The 14,653-nt window shown below is 56.5% G+C and carries 13 protein-coding genes and 2 tRNA genes; 13 read left to right on the top strand and 2 right to left on the bottom strand.

The window, feature by feature from the left end; genetic code table 11:
• The first annotated feature begins 43 nt into the window (after window positions 1-43).
• The 6 genes from AAZT04_RS23210 to yjfF all read left to right on the top strand — a co-directional run bounded on the left by AAZT04_RS23210 (window position 44) and on the right by yjfF (window position 5,065).
• Window positions 44-120, top strand: a tRNA-Asp gene (locus tag AAZT04_RS23210).
• Between the two features lie 52 nt (window positions 121-172).
• Window positions 173-248: transfer RNA gene (locus tag AAZT04_RS23205), tRNA-Trp, on the top strand.
• A gap of 314 nt (window positions 249-562) precedes the next feature.
• Window positions 563-1,519 (top strand): galactofuranose ABC transporter, galactofuranose-binding protein YtfQ, encoded by a 957-nt coding sequence (gene ytfQ, locus AAZT04_RS23200; protein ID WP_174574891.1) that lies wholly within the window; start codon window positions 563-565, stop codon window positions 1,517-1,519.
• Between the two features lie 23 nt (window positions 1,520-1,542).
• Window positions 1,543-3,057 carry a galactofuranose ABC transporter, ATP-binding protein YtfR gene (gene ytfR / locus AAZT04_RS23195; protein ID WP_434681937.1) on the top strand — a complete coding sequence of 505 codons (1,515 nt, stop codon included), beginning with the start codon at window positions 1,543-1,545 and terminating at the stop codon, window positions 3,055-3,057.
• Window positions 3,058-3,074: 17 nt separating this feature from the next.
• Window positions 3,075-4,076, top strand: coding sequence for a galactofuranose ABC transporter, ATP-binding protein YtfT (ytfT, locus tag AAZT04_RS23190; protein ID WP_434681935.1), 1,002 nt, complete (start codon window positions 3,075-3,077; stop codon window positions 4,074-4,076).
• Entirely contained in the window at window positions 4,073-5,065 is a 993-nt protein-coding gene (gene yjfF / locus AAZT04_RS23185) for a galactofuranose ABC transporter, permease protein YjfF (RefSeq protein WP_434681933.1), read from the top strand. The genes ytfT and yjfF overlap by 4 nt, the downstream gene beginning before the upstream one ends.
• A 4-nt stretch (window positions 5,066-5,069) precedes the next feature.
• Here yjfF and hdfR read toward each other — a convergent pair whose 3' ends face one another.
• Entirely contained in the window at window positions 5,070-5,897 is an 828-nt protein-coding gene (hdfR, locus tag AAZT04_RS23180; protein ID WP_041415741.1) for an HTH-type transcriptional regulator HdfR, read from the bottom strand.
• A gap of 119 nt (window positions 5,898-6,016) precedes the next feature.
• On the opposite strand from hdfR, the gene AAZT04_RS23175 reads away from it, so the two are divergent.
• Window positions 6,017-6,355 (top strand): DUF413 domain-containing protein, encoded by a 339-nt coding sequence (locus AAZT04_RS23175; RefSeq protein ID WP_020837497.1) that lies wholly within the window; start codon window positions 6,017-6,019, stop codon window positions 6,353-6,355.
• 27 nt (window positions 6,356-6,382) lie between these two features.
• On the opposite strand, the gene AAZT04_RS23170 is transcribed toward AAZT04_RS23175, so the two are convergent.
• Window positions 6,383-7,906, bottom strand: a complete 1,524-nt coding sequence (locus tag AAZT04_RS23170; protein ID WP_129983884.1) for a YifB family Mg chelatase-like AAA ATPase — start codon at window positions 7,904-7,906, stop codon at window positions 6,383-6,385.
• Window positions 7,907-8,247: 341 nt separating this feature from the next.
• Between AAZT04_RS23170 and AAZT04_RS23165 the strand changes: the two genes are divergently transcribed.
• The 6 genes from AAZT04_RS23165 to ilvD all read left to right on the top strand — a co-directional run bounded on the left by AAZT04_RS23165 (window position 8,248) and on the right by ilvD (window position 14,651).
• A complete protein-coding gene (locus AAZT04_RS23165; RefSeq protein WP_122080440.1) occupies window positions 8,248-9,480 on the top strand; it encodes an MFS transporter in 1,233 nt (410 codons plus the stop codon).
• A 133-nt stretch (window positions 9,481-9,613) separates the two neighbouring features.
• Window positions 9,614-9,712: an ilv operon leader peptide gene (gene ilvL / locus AAZT04_RS23160; protein ID WP_015962288.1), complete on the top strand. Its 99-nt coding sequence runs from the start codon at window positions 9,614-9,616 to the stop codon at window positions 9,710-9,712.
• 142 nt (window positions 9,713-9,854) lie between these two features.
• Window positions 9,855-11,501 carry an acetolactate synthase 2 catalytic subunit gene (gene ilvG, locus AAZT04_RS23155; RefSeq protein WP_129983883.1) on the top strand — a complete coding sequence of 549 codons (1,647 nt, stop codon included), beginning with the start codon at window positions 9,855-9,857 and terminating at the stop codon, window positions 11,499-11,501.
• Window positions 11,498-11,755: an acetolactate synthase 2 small subunit gene (gene ilvM, locus AAZT04_RS23150; RefSeq protein WP_020837489.1), complete on the top strand. Its 258-nt coding sequence runs from the start codon at window positions 11,498-11,500 to the stop codon at window positions 11,753-11,755. Before ilvG ends, ilvM begins: the two co-directional genes overlap by 4 nt.
• Before the next feature lie 22 nt (window positions 11,756-11,777).
• Window positions 11,778-12,704 (top strand): branched-chain-amino-acid transaminase, encoded by a 927-nt coding sequence (ilvE, locus tag AAZT04_RS23145; RefSeq protein ID WP_020837487.1) that lies wholly within the window; start codon window positions 11,778-11,780, stop codon window positions 12,702-12,704.
• 96 nt (window positions 12,705-12,800) lie between these two features.
• The gene (gene ilvD, locus AAZT04_RS23140; protein WP_048762615.1) at window positions 12,801-14,651 is read left to right on the top strand and encodes a dihydroxy-acid dehydratase; all 1,851 of its coding nucleotides are present in this window, start codon (window positions 12,801-12,803) and stop codon (window positions 14,649-14,651) included.
• Window positions 14,652-14,653: the final 2 nt, after the last annotated feature.

Below are 14,653 nucleotides of genomic sequence, written 5' to 3'. Positions count from 1 at the left end.
GCGGTTTTGCCCACATCGAAAGATGTGACGTAAAAGAATCGGTGGAGCGGTAGTTCAGTTGGTTAGAATACCTGCCTGTCACGCAGGGGGTCGCGGGTTCGAGCCCCGTCCGTTCCGCCACTTATTTAAATTATGCCTGCTATCTTAGCGGGCATAATGTTAAGCGAGATTTAGGGGCGTAGCTCAGTTGGTAGAGCACCGGTCTCCAAAACCGGGTGTCGCGAGTTCGAGTCTCTCCGCCCCTGCCATATTAGAAACCCTTTGCGAAAGCGAAGGGTTTTTTTTGCGTGAAATTTCCCCATCCCCCATAATTCCCCTGAAAGATCGCTCAAAACTCCCACCGAAATCGTTCCCAATTTAGACATTTTTAGCTGGATCCATGTACAAAATGGTTGTTCTGCCGTGATGTGATGCCGCGCATTATTCCTGCCCGATTTTCGACTACACCTTATGTGTGTCCAACCCTAAGGACACCCACTTCACCAGAAAAAATGCAGCATACACAACAACGATAATCCCTGCCCGGCGTGGTTCCATGCCAAGGCAACGCGAGGAGAACAACATGGTTAAACGTCTGCTGTTAGCGGCCGCCATTACTGGCGCTTTGGTAGGTACGGGACAGGCGGCACCGCTGGTCGTCGGCTTTTCACAGATTGGTTCCGAATCGGGTTGGCGTTCGGCGGAAACCAAGGTTTCGAAACAGGAAGCTGAAAAGCGGGGTATCACGCTGAAAATCGCCGATGCGCAGCAAAAACAGGAAAACCAAATCAAAGCGGTCAGATCTTTCATTGCTCAGGGTGTTGACGCCATCTTCATTGCACCGGTTGTCGCCACCGGCTGGACGCCTGTGCTGCAGGAAGCCAAAGAAGCCAAGATCCCGGTATTCCTGCTCGACCGAATGATTGAGGTAAACGACCCTTCGCTGTATACCGCGGCGGTGGCTTCTGACAGCGTGCACGAAGGTAAAGTCGCAGGAGAATGGCTGGTGAAAGAGGTCGCCGGCAAGCCTTGCAACGTAGTCGAGCTACAGGGCACCGTGGGCGCCAGCGTTGCCCTCAACCGTAAGAAAGGTTTTGCTGACGGCATAGCCTCCGCCGCCAACGTTAAGATCATCCGCTCGCAATCTGGTGATTTTACGCGCAGCAAAGGTAAAGAAGTGATGGAAAGCTTCATCAAGGCTGAGCAAAACGGCAAAAATATTTGCGCCGTTTATGCACATAACGACGACATGGCAATCGGCGCCATCCAGGCGATCAAAGAGGCGGGCTTAAAGCCGGGCTCACAGATCAAAATCGTTTCTATCGACGGTGTGCCTGACATATTTAAGGCAATGATGAACGGTGAAGCCAATGCCACGGTCGAGCTAACCCCGAATATGGCCGGTCCGGCGTTTGCTGCGCTGCTGGCGATGAAGAAAGACGGTACCCCGCCGCCGAAGTTTATCCAGACCGAGTCCAAGCTGCTGCAACCGGATACGGCTAAACAGGAGTTCGAGCTGAAGAAAAGCATGGGTTATTAATCTACTCACCGGCGGAACAGCAGATGGCTAACTCTCAGACGACATTATTGACGATTAAGGGATTATCCGTTGAATTTCCTGGCGTAAAAGCGCTGGAGCAGGTTGATGTCACGTTGCAGCGCGGAGAGATCATGGCGCTGCTGGGCGAAAATGGCGCGGGGAAATCCACGCTGATCAAAGCGTTGACCGGGGTTTATCAGCGTTCCGCCGGCGAGGTATTACTGGAAGGCATCGCCATTGCCCCGCAGAGCACCGCGCAGGCGCAGACACTGGGCATTGGTACGGTTTATCAGGAAGTTAACCTGCTGGCGAACATCTCGGTGGCCGCCAACCTGTTCATCGGGCGAGAGCCCACGCGCTTCGGCCTGATCGATCAAAAAAAGCTGCTGCGCCAGGCTCAGCAGCTTTTACTGGGGTATGGGCTGCAGTTGGACGTCAGCCAGCCGCTGGGTAATTACTCCATTGCCATCCAGCAGATTATCGCTATCGCGCGGGCCGTCGATCTGTCCGCCAAAGTCTTGATTCTTGATGAGCCAACCGCCAGCCTGGATGCCAAAGAGGTCAGCATGCTGCTGGACATTCTCAGCCAGCTCCGTAGTCAGGGAATGGGAATGATCTTTGTTACCCATTTTCTCGATCAGGTTTACCGCATCAGCGATCGCATCACCGTACTGCGCAACGGCAAGTTAGTGGGAATGAAAGCCACCGCCGACTTACCGCGTATGGAACTGGTACAGATGATGCTCGGCCACGCGTTTGATGAGTCATTACTGAAACGCAGCGAGCATACGCCCTCAAAGGCGCCATCGTTGGTTGAATTCAGCGGTTATGGGCGGCGCGGGATGGTTGAGCCCTTTGATCTGCAGATTCGCCCGGGTGAGATTGTAGGGCTGGCCGGGCTGCTGGGATCGGGGCGTACCGAAACGGCCCAGCTCATATTCGGTATCAAACCGCGCGACAACGGCAGTGTAAAAGTCGAAGGGCGTGCGGTGAACATCCGGACGCCACGTAACGCTGCCAGCCTCGGCTTCGGGTATTGCCCCGAAGATCGTAAGACCGATGGAATCATCGGCGCTGCGACCGTGCGGGAAAATATCATTTTGGCCCTGCAGGCTCAACGCGGCTGGCTAAGGCCGCTCTCGCTGAAAGAGCAAACCCGCATTACTGAAAGCTATATCCAACTGTTGGGCATTCGTACTCCTGGGCCAGAACAGCAAATCCAGTATCTGTCTGGCGGTAATCAGCAGAAGGTGCTGTTGTCACGTTGGCTTGCGACGAAACCCCGTTTTCTGATCCTGGATGAACCGACGCGCGGCATTGACGTTGGTGCGCATGCCGAAATCATTCGCTTGATCGAAAAGCTCTGTGACGAAGGTCTGGCATTGTTGGTGATCTCCTCCGAACTGGAAGAACTGGTGGGTTATGCCGATCGCATCGTTGTGCTTCGAGACCGGAAACACGTAGCGCAGCTTGAACATAATGCCATTACGGTGCCTGCAATCATGCAGGTAATAGCCGCACAACAGGGGGCAGGATGAACCTCAGGAGTTTCTCCATGACCAGTGGGCCGCGTAAAGTCAGGTGGGTCATCCCTGCCGGAGCAACGCAACTGGGGGCGCTGGCGGTGATTTTGCTTATCGACAGTCTGGTCGCCCCGAATTTCTTTTCCCTACATATTCAAGACGGTCGACTGTTTGGCAGCGTAATCGACATTGTTAATCGTGGCGCACCGGTCGCGTTATTGGCATTGGGCATGACGTTGGTAATCGCCACCGGTGGTATCGACCTTTCGGTGGGAGCGGTGATGGCGATAGCCGGTGCCACGGCGGCAACGCTGACCAGCGCCGGTTATCCGCTGAGCTATGTACTGGCAGCCGCCATGGCGGTTGGCGCACTGTGTGGCCTGTGGAACGGGTTTTTGGTGGCGGTGCTGCAGATACAGCCGATTGTTGCCACGCTGATGCTGATGGTGGCTGGGCGCGGCATTGCCCAACTGATTACCGAAGGGCAAATCGTCACCTTTGAGCGAGAGGGGTTGGCATGGCTCGGCAGCGGTACGCTGATGTATTTGCCGATGCCGGCGATCATTGCTGCGGTCATGCTGTTGTTGATCTGGCTGTTAACGCGTAAAACGGCGTTGGGACTGTTTATCGAAGCCGTAGGCATCAATCTGCGTTCCGCGCGTAATGCAGGTGTCAGCACCGGCTGGGTGGTGATGGCGGTGTATGTGATCTGCGGGCTGTGCGCCGCCGTTGCCGGCGTTATCGTCACGGCGGACATCCGTGGCGCTGATGCCAACAATGCCGGGTTGTGGTTGGAGCTGGATGCGATCCTGGCGGTTGTGATTGGCGGCGGTTCACTGTTGGGCGGTCGTTTTAACCTGTTGCTGTCGGTAGTGGGGGCATTAATTATTCAGGGGATGAATACCGGCATTCTGCTGTCCGGCTATCGGCCTGAGTTTAATCTTGTGTTGAAGGCGATTGTGGTGTTGGCGGTGTTGATGGTGCAATCGCCCAGCTTCACGCTGCGCCACCTGCTTGGGAGAAGAAAACCATGATCAAACGTAATCTTCCGCTGCTGATTACCGTCCTGGTGTTCCTTCTGGGCTACGCTTTTTGTCTCACGCAGTTTCCCGGCTTTGCCTCAACGCGGGTGTGGTGCGATTTGCTGACCGACAACGCCTTTCTGGGCATCGTCGCGGTCGGCATGACGTTTGTGATCCTTTCCGGCGGTATCGATCTGTCTGTCGGCTCGGTGATCGCCTTCACCGGGCTGCTGCTGGCCAAGTTGATCGGAACTTACGGCATTGCACCGGGTTATGCGTTCATCATCGCGCTGTTGATGGGGGCATCGTTTGGCGCGCTGATGGGTTGGATCATTGATGTACTGAAGCTACCGGCGTTTATTATTACGCTGGCCGGAATGTTCTTCGTACGGGGCATGAGTTTTATTGTTTCAGAGGAGTCGATTCCCGTCGATCATCCGCTGTATGTGACGCTGGCGAACTATGCCTGGAAACTGCCGGGCGGTGGGCGCTTTACATTGTTGGCGCTGGTGATGCTATTGGTTGTGGCGGTCGGCATGGTGCTGGCGCACCGTACGCGCTTTGGGCATAACGTCTACGCCATCGGCGGTAATCGGGTCTCTGCCGCGCTGATGGGCGTACCGGTACAGCGTACCACCGTGCTGATTTATATGCTCTCAAGCACGCTGGCGGCACTATCAGGGATCATTTTCTCGCTGTATACCTCGGCAGGTTATGCACTGGCGGCCAGCGGCGTGGAGTTGGATGCCATTGCTGCCGTCGTGATTGGCGGTACCTTGTTGACCGGTGGCGTGGGCACCGTTTTGGGCACGCTGTTTGGCGTGCTGATCCAGGGATTGATTCAGAGCTACATTACCTTCGACGGCACGCTCAGTTCGTGGTGGACCAAAATCGTTATCGGTATTCTGCTGTTCTGCTTTATCGGCCTTCAGAAGGCGATAAGCGCGTTTTGGCTCAGCAGGCGAACCCAACCCCGGCATCCTCGTTTGAAGCCGTTATAGCGCCTCATGCTGAGGTTTTCAAAGGTATTTTCAGCAGTTGCCGGATCAGCGGCTGCTGGTCGCTATTTTGCAGCCAGACGGCGTACAGCGGGCGGATAATGGCCGGGATCTCGGCGATGGCGGTTAACTGCGGGTAATCATTCTCCCACTGACTGGGCAGGAAGGCGCAGCCACCGGTGGTTTCCAGCAGTTGCCGGGTCAGATGTGCAGAGGTAGTGGTGAGCACCGGCAGAGTGTCGCTCTCCAGCATGCGACTTTCCTGCTGATGGAAATCAGCCCCCCATTCCAGCTTGATATAGGGCATCGGCGCATGTTGATCGCGCAGGGTGGAAGAGAACAGCCGCAACGAGAAATTCCCCAACAGCTGGCTGGCCAGTTCATCCATCTTTGGCGGTTCAGTGGTGATGAGCAAATCGAGCTGTCTTTCATGCAGCTGTTTTACCAAAGAGTGCCGTAGCGCCACCCTGGCCTCCAGCTGCAACGCCTCACGCTGCTGATAGAGCGATTGCAGCCAGGGGGTCAAATAAGCCTCCCACAATGACGCCGTGGCACCGATGGATAACTCGGTATGTTGCAGTGAACGCACCACCTCTTTTTTCGCCAGTTGCCAGGTCATCATCAGGCTCTCTGCATAGGGCAAAAGCCGCTCTCCAGCAGGCGTCAGGCGGATATTGTTGCGGTGACGGGTGAACAGATTCGCGCCCAATTGGTTTTCTAACTGGCGGATGCGGAAACTGACGGCAGACTGCGTTAAGTACAAGGATTCTGCGGCTCGGCCAAAGTGACGCGTTCTACTGACCTCCAAAAAGGTTTTCAGTAATTCGGTATCCACACCCATCTCCAGTAATTTTTATCGTTAAGATTTAAATGTTTTGTTTTACACAATGTCAAGCCTATCTAATACTCCGCGCCATAAACAGCACGGCCATGAGAGAATTAGGAGCGTGTCAGATGGCGGATAGCTTCACCACGACCAGTCGATTTTTTGATAATAAACATTACCCTCGCGGGTTCTCCCGTCACGGCGATTTCACCATTAAAGAAGCGCAATTGCTAGAGCGTTTCGGGTATGCGTTCAACGAGCTGGATACGGGTAAACGCCAGCCGGCCACTGAAGAAGAACAGTTGTTCGTCGCAGTGTGCCACGGTGAGCGCGAGCCGGTTACCGAGCAGGAAAAAGTATGGGCTAAATATCTGGCGCGCACACGTCGCCCGAAAAAATTCCATACTCTGTCCGGCGGTAAGCCGCAGGCTGATGCGGTGGAAGATTACACCGACAGCGAGGATTGATTTTAATGGGGCCTTTGGGCCCCATTATTATTCAAGGCTGCGGTGCAGCTGCAGAAGCAGGCGATCCATACTGCGGTAGCCAAGCGCTTCACTCAAGTGTCGCTTATCAATAGTCCGATCTCCTGCCAAATCCGCCAGCGTGCGAGCCACTTTCAGAATCCGCTGCCAGGCGCGAACCGATAATCCCAACCTGTTTAACGTCGTTTCAAGAAAATCCGCGTCCGCGTCGTTAAGTCGACAATCCCGTTCGACCTCATGATTGTTCAGCAGGGCATTAATCTTCCCCGCTCGACTGAGCTGCCTTTCACGCGCCAACAGCACACGTTCCCGTACCTGAGCGCTGTTTTCACCGGCAATGCGCTTTTTGCTAAGCAGGCCTGGTGGCAACAATGGCACTTCAATCGAGAGATCGAAACGGTCTAGAAAGGGCCCTGAAAGCCGCCCCAGATAGCGCAGGACCTGCTGTGGCGATGCGCGGTTATGCATGCCCTGGTAATGCCCGGTAGGGCTGGGGTTCATGGCGGCGATCAGCTGTACCCGTGCCGGGAAGCAGACTTTGGCGCTGGCGCGTGAAACCACGATCTCGCCGGACTCCAGCGGTTCGCGCAGCGCATCCAGTACCCGCCTTTCGAATTCGGGCAGTTCATCCAGAAACAGGACACCATTGTGCGCCATGGAAATTTCACCCGGCCTCGGCAGCGAACCTCCGCCGACCAGAGCGGCCATCGAGGCGCTATGGTGCGGTGCGCGAAACGGCCGCTGTCGCCACGGCAGCGCTTGCGCAGCATGATGCAGCAGGCTGGCCACCGCGATGCTTTCCAGTGCTTCCTGATCGGTCAGCGGCGGGAGAAGGCCATTCAGGCGGCTGGCCAACATGGTTTTCCCGGTCCCTGGCGGGCCAACCAGCAGCAGGTTGTGGCCGCCGGCCGCGGCGATTTCCAGCGCGCGCTTTGCCTGTTCCTGACCCAGAATATCCTGCAGATCGGCCGGTTCGGGCGCGTTGTTCATTGCCGGCGGCGCATGGGCTACCGGTAAATCCTCTTTACCCAGCACAAAGGCGCACACCTCTAACAGGTGGTCCGCCACCAGGGTTTTGCTCTGCGTAATTAGCCCCACCTCCGGCCCATTGGCGGCCGCCAAAACCAATTGCCGTCCTGACTCCATGGCGGCCAGCGCGGCGGGGATGGCTCCGCTGACGCCCCGTAGAGCGCCAGATAATGCCAGTTCGCCAAGGAATTCATAGTGAGCCAGCTTATCGGCTGGCAGCTGTTCGGAAGCCGCCAGGATAGCCAGCGCAATCGGTAGATCATAGCGACCGCCTTCCTTGGGCAGATCGGCCGGTGCCAAATTGACGGTAATACGCCGTGCGGGAAAGGTGAAACCGTTATTGATCAAGGCGCTGCGCACTCGATCACGCGCCTCTTTAACCGTGGTTTCCGGCAGGCCGACCATCGTCAGGCCGGGCAACCCATTGCTGATATGCACTTCCACCGTAACCGAAGGGGCCTGAACGCCCAGTGTGGCCCGGGTATAGATCACTGCCAGTGACATATTGCTCTCCTTGCTGAAGGCAACATGATGCGGGATGTGTTGCGACGTCGCGCTTGACCCTTGGAATATTTGCGCGATAAGCCGTAATTAAAATTATTGGTTTCAGATAGATAGCCGTTTTTTGTGCAGGGCTTCGCAAAGGGCGGCAATACCCCTTAACAATTACGCGAACGCTGCAACACATTAGCAGGCTAACCATGTTGCGACCGGAGGGGAAATGGGTGTATTTAACAATTGATTAAAATAAAAATCACCTATTTAACACAATCCGACCGCCGCTGCATTCTGCTGCGGCAGCCGCTAAACCTCATGACTTCGTACTCTACGGTAGGGATAACATTATGTTTGGTTGGACACCGCTGCAACGCAATGCAGCTATCGCCAGCTTTTCAAGCTGGACGCTTGATGCTTTCGATTTCTTCGTGCTGGTCTTTCTGCTCAGCGATATCGCGCAATCTTTCCATGTCGGTATGGAAGAGGTCACGCTGGCGATCCTGCTGACGCTGGCGGTACGCCCGATTGGTGCGCTGATCTTTGGCCGTGCGGCGGAAAAATATGGCCGCAAACCGATTTTGATGCTGAATATCGTGTTCTTCTCGGTGTTTGAACTGCTGTCCGCGGCGGCACCCTCGTTGACGATATTCCTGCTGCTGCGGGTACTGTACGGCGTGGCGATGGGCGGGATCTGGGGTGTGGCCTCATCGCTGGCGATGGAAACCATTCCCGATCGTTCGCGTGGCCTGATGTCGGGGATTTTCCAGGCCGGCTACCCCTTTGGTTACCTGTTGGCGGCGGTAGTGTATGGCCTGCTGTTTGAAATTATCGGCTGGCGCGGCATGTTCGTGATCGGCGCGGCACCCATTTTATTGCTGCCGTTTATTTACTACTGCGTGCAGGAGTCGCCGGTGTGGCTGGCGGCCCGAGAACGCAAGGAAAGCAGCGCATTGCTGCCGGTGCTGAAGAGCCATTGGAAGCTGTGCGGCTACCTGGTGCTGCTGATGGCGGCGTTCAATTTCTTCTCGCACGGTACTCAGGATATGTATCCGGTATTTTTGAAAGTTCAGCACGGTTTCGACCCTAAAACCGTCAGTATCATTGCCATTAGCTACAATATCGCGTCAATCATTGGTGGCGTTTTCTTTGGGGCACTGTCGGAAAAAATCGGCCGTAAGAAGGCGATCATCATTGCTGCCTTGCTGGCGTTGCCGGTGATCCCGCTGTGGGCGTTTTCCAGCGGTTCGCTGATGCTGGGGATTGGCGCATTCCTGATGCAGTTCATGGTGCAGGGGGCCTGGGGCGTGGTGCCGACTTACCTTACCGAATTGGTGCCGGCCAATACCCGCGCGGTACTGCCGGGGTTTGTTTATCAATTGGGTAATCTGATTGCTTCGGTCAACGCCACGCTGCAGGCGACGATAGCCGAGCATCATGGCCATAATTATGGGCTGGCAATGGCGATGATTGCCGGTACGGTGGCGATCGTGATTGCGTTGTTGGTGTTCTTCGGCAAGGACACGCGCGGTAAAGCGATCTCGGGTGCCGTGAAGTCCTCAGGCGTGCAGGCTAACGTTTGAATACCAGGCATTTTGCACGAGGTATGACCAGATTGCGCCGAATAATAACGCAAAAAAAGTGTTGTCATGCCGCGCGGGACTATGGTACCTCTGTAGGTATTAGTTCGAAACGAGCACAGTGAACAAACCCATTATGAAAGCCTTTGCCCAAGTGATTAGCCTAGTCGTGATTAGCGTGGTGGTGATTATTATCCCACCGTGCGGGGCTGCACTTGGACGAAGAATGGCTTAGAAAACAAGCCGGAATCGCAAGAGAACCCCCGCACCGAAAGGTCCGGGGGTTTTTTATTGGCAAGAGAAAAGTGAAGCGAGGATAAGAATATGAATAACAGAACAAAATCCTGCAGTTGTCGAAGTAAGGCGGGGAAATAACTATGAATGGGGCTCAGTGGGTAGTACAAGCATTGCGTGCACAGGGAGTTGATAAGGTATTCGGCTATCCAGGTGGCGCAATCATGCCGGTCTACGATGCATTGTATGACGGTGGGGTAGAACACTTACTGTGCCGCCACGAACAAGGCGCCGCAATGGCTGCCATTGGTTATGCCCGCGCAACCGGCAAAGTCGGCGTTTGTATCGCCACCTCTGGTCCCGGCGCCACCAATTTGATCACCGGCCTGGCCGATGCGCTGCTGGATTCGGTTCCGGTAGTGGCCATCACCGGCCAGGTGGGTTCCGCGCTGATTGGCACCGATGCCTTTCAGGAGATCGATGTTCTCGGCCTGTCTCTGGCCTGCACCAAACACAGCTTCCTGGTGGAATCACTGGACGCGCTGCCGGGCATCATGGCGGAAGCTTTTGCCATCGCCTGTAGCGGCCGCCCTGGCCCGGTGCTGATCGACATCCCGAAAGACATCCAACTGGCCCACGGCGAGCTGCACCCGCACCTGGTGCCGGTCGTCGAAGAGTTGCATTACCCGGCGGCGGAGGTGGCGCAGGCCGCCGAGTTGCTGGCGCAGGCTCACAAACCGATGTTATACATCGGCGGCGGCGTAGGCATGGCGCAGGCGGTACCGGCACTGCGTGAGTTTATCGCGGTGACTCAAATGCCCAACGTTGTCACGCTGAAAGGGTTGGGCGCGGCGGATGCTGCTCACCCGTATTACCTCGGTATGCTGGGCATGCACGGTACCAAGGGCGCGAACCTGGCGGTGCAGGAGTGCGATCTGCTGATCGCTGTCGGCGCGCGTTTCGACGATCGCGTGACCGGGAAACTGAATGCGTTTGCGCCGCATGCCAAGGTGATCCACATGGATATCGACCCGGCGGAAATGAGCAAATTGCGCCAGGCACACGTTGCGCTGGAGGGCGACTTGAAGGCCTTGCTGCCGGCGTTGCAGCAGCCGCTGAAAATTGCCGCCTGGCAGCAGCGGGTGGTTGAGCTGAAGGAAGCCCACACCTGGCGTTATGATCATCCGGGCCAGCCGATCTACGCGCCGCTGTTGTTGAAACAGCTGTCCGAGCGCAAGCCGGCCAACAGCGTGGTGACTACCGACGTGGGCCAGCACCAGATGTGGAGTGCGCAGCACATGACCTTCGAGCGCCCGGAGAATTTCATCACCTCCAGCGGCCTGGGCACTATGGGGTTCGGCGTACCGGCCGCGATTGGCGCCCAGATGGCGCGCCCTGAGGATACGGTGATCTGCGTATCGGGCGACGGTTCCTTCATGATGAACGTACAGGAACTGGGCACCATAAAACGCAAACAGCTGCCGCTGAAAATCGTATTACTGGATAACCAGCGTTTAGGCATGGTTCGCCAGTGGCAGCAGCTGTTTTTTGACGGGCGTTACAGCGAAACCAATCTCTCCGATAACCCCGATTTCCTGATGTTGGCCAACGCCTTTGGCATTCCCGGCCAGCGTATCACCCGTAAAGACCAGGTGGCAGACGCGCTCGACGCCTTATTCAACAGCGAAGGGCCCTACCTGCTGCACGTGTCGATCGATGAACTCGAAAACGTCTGGCCGCTGGTGCCGCCGGGTGCCGGTAACGAAACCATGTTGGAGAAAATCTCATGATGCAGCATCAACTCTCGATCCAGGCCCGTTTTCGCCCTGAAATGTTAGAGCGCGTATTGCGCGTCGTGCGTCATCGTGGCTTTCAGGTTTGTGCTATGAATATGGTTTCGGCGTCAAATACCGACAAGATTAATATTGAATTGACCGTTGCCAGCCAGCGCCCGGTGGATCTACTGTCATCTCAGTTGAGCAAACTGATGGACGTCTCCTGCGTTGAGATCCAACAGCAAACATCACAACAAATAAGCGCCTGATGCGTGAGAAGGATAAAGAACAATGACGAAGAAAGCCGATTACATTTGGTTCAATGGTGAGATGGTTCCCTGGGCTGACGCCAAAGTGCACGTGATGTCGCATGCGCTGCACTACGGCACTTCGGTGTTTGAAGGCGTTCGTTGCTATGACTCCCATAAAGGCCCGGTGGTGTTCCGTCACCGCGAGCATATGCAACGCCTGCACGACTCGGCAAAAATCTACCGCATGCCGGTATCACAAAGCGTTGATGAGCTGATGGAAGCCTGTCGCGCTACGCTGCGTAAAAACAACCTGGTCAGCGCTTATATTCGCCCGCTGGTGTTTGTGGGCGACGTCGGCATGGGGGTTAACCCGCCGGCCGGCTACAAGACAGACGTGATTATCGCGGCGTTTCCTTGGGGCGCGTACCTGGGTGAAGAAGCGCTGGAGCAAGGCATCGATGCGATGGTTTCGTCCTGGCACCGCGTGGCGCCAAATACCATCCCCACCGCGGCCAAAGCCGGCGGTAACTACCTTTCCTCCCTGCTGGTGGGCAGCGAAGCGCGCCGCCACGGTTATCAGGAAGGGATTGCGCTCGACGTGCACGGTTATATTTCCGAAGGGGCAGGCGAGAACCTGTTTGAAGTGAAAGACGGCGTGTTGTTCACCCCGCCGTTCACCTCTTCCGCGCTGCCGGGCATTACCCGCGACGCCATCATCAAACTGGCGAAAGACATGGGCTTCGAAGTGCGTGAGCAGGTGCTGTCCCGCGAATCGCTGTACCTGGCCGACGAAGTGTTCATGTCCGGCACCGCGGCGGAAATCACCCCGGTGCGCAGCGTCGACGGCATCCAGGTCGGCATTGGCAAATGCGGCCCGGTGACCAAACAAATTCAACAGGCGTTCTTTGGCCTGTTTACCGGCAAGACCGAAGACAAATACGGCTGGCTGGATCCGGTAAACCCATAAATAACGACGTTACCTGTTAGGGTAAAACGACAGACAGACAAGAATATCCAGGCGGTTCGTTCGCCGCCTGTAATAAATACATTTGGAGTGAAGAGCATGCCTAAGTACCGTTCCGCCACTACCACCCACGGCCGCAACATGGCGGGTGCCCGCGCATTATGGCGCGCGACCGGAATGACCGACGACGATTTTGGCAAACCCATTATTGCGGTGGTCAACTCATTTACCCAGTTCGTTCCGGGCCATGTGCATCTGCGTGATTTGGGCAAGCTGGTTGCAGAACAGATCGAAGCCTCAGGCGGCGTTGCCAAAGAGTTCAACACCATTGCGGTGGATGACGGTATCGCCATGGGCCACGGTGGCATGCTCTATTCCTTGCCGTCACGCGAACTGATCGCCGACTCGGTGGAATACATGGTGAATGCTCACTGCGCGGATGCGATGGTGTGCATTTCCAACTGCGACAAAATCACCCCGGGCATGCTGATGGCGTCATTGCGCCTGAACATTCCGGTGATTTTCGTTTCCGGCGGCCCGATGGAGGCCGGTAAAACCAAGCTCTCCAATCAAATCATCAAGCTGGATCTGGTGGACGCAATGATCCAAGGGGCTAACCCGAACGTCAGCGACGCCGACAGCGAACAAATCGAACGCTCCGCCTGCCCGACCTGCGGTTCCTGTTCCGGCATGTTCACCGCCAACTCAATGAACTGTTTGACCGAAGCGCTGGGCCTGTCGCAACCGGGCAACGGCTCGCTGCTGGCGACCCATGCCGACCGTAAGGATCTGTTCCTCAACGCAGGTAAACGCATCGTTGCCCTGACCAAGCGCTATTACGAACAGGACGATGAAAGCGCACTGCCGCGCAGCATCGCCAACAAGGCGGCGTTTGAAAACGCCATGACGCTGGATATCGCCATGGGCGGCTCGACCAACACCGTGCTGCACCTGCTGGCCGCGGCGCAGGAGGGCGAAATTGATTTCACCATGGAAGATATCGACCGCCTGTCACGCAAGGTGCCGCACCTGTGTAAAGTGGCGCCAAGCACCCCGAAATACCATATGGAAGACGTGCACCGTGCCGGTGGCGTGCTAGCGATCCTCGGTGAGCTGGATCGCGCAGGACTGTTGAACCGCGATGTAAACAACATACTGGGCCTGACCCTGCCACAGACGCTGGAGCGGTATGACATCATGCTGACCAAGGATGAGGCGGTGAAAAAAATGTTCCGCGCCGGCCCGGCGGGCATTCGTACCACCCAGGCGTTCTCGCAGGACTGCCGCTGGGATACGCTGGACGACGATCGCGCAGAGGGCTGTATCCGCTCGCTGGAAAATGCGTTCAGCCAGGATGGCGGCTTGGCCGTGCTGTACGGCAACATGGCGCAAGACGGCAGCATCGTTAAGACCGCCGGCGTCGATAAAGACAACCTGACTTTCCGCGGTCCGGCCAAAGTGTACGAAAGCCAGGACTCGGCGGTGGACGCTATCCTCGGCGGCAAAGTGGTTGCCGGTGACGTGGTGGTGATCCGCTACGAAGGGCCGAAAGGCGGGCCGGGCATGCAGGAAATGCTGTATCCCACCACCTACCTGAAATCCATGGGCCTGGGCAAAGCCTGCGCGCTGATCACCGACGGACGTTTTTCCGGCGGCACCTCGGGCCTGTCAATCGGCCACGTTTCACCGGAAGCGGGCAGCGGCGGCCTGATTGCGCTGATCGAAGATGGCGACATGATCGACATCAATATTCCTCAACGCAGCATGGTGCTGGACGTTTCGGACAGCGAACTGGCGGCACGCCGTGAAGTTGAGCTGGCACGTGGCGATCGCGCCTGGACACCGAAAAACCGTGAGCGTCAGGTTTCCTTGGCGCTGCGTGCCTATGCCATGTTGGCAACCAGCGCTGACAAAGGTGCAGTACGCGACAAGAGCAAGCTGGGAGGCTAAGT

Origin of the sequence: Serratia sp. Je.1.23.a (assembly GCF_051129805.1) — a bacterium.
Classification (GTDB): Bacteria; Pseudomonadota; Gammaproteobacteria; order Enterobacterales; family Enterobacteriaceae; genus Serratia; species Serratia liquefaciens.
Note: the sequence above shows the minus strand (reverse complement) of the source record. Positions and strands in the feature narration are given on the sequence as shown.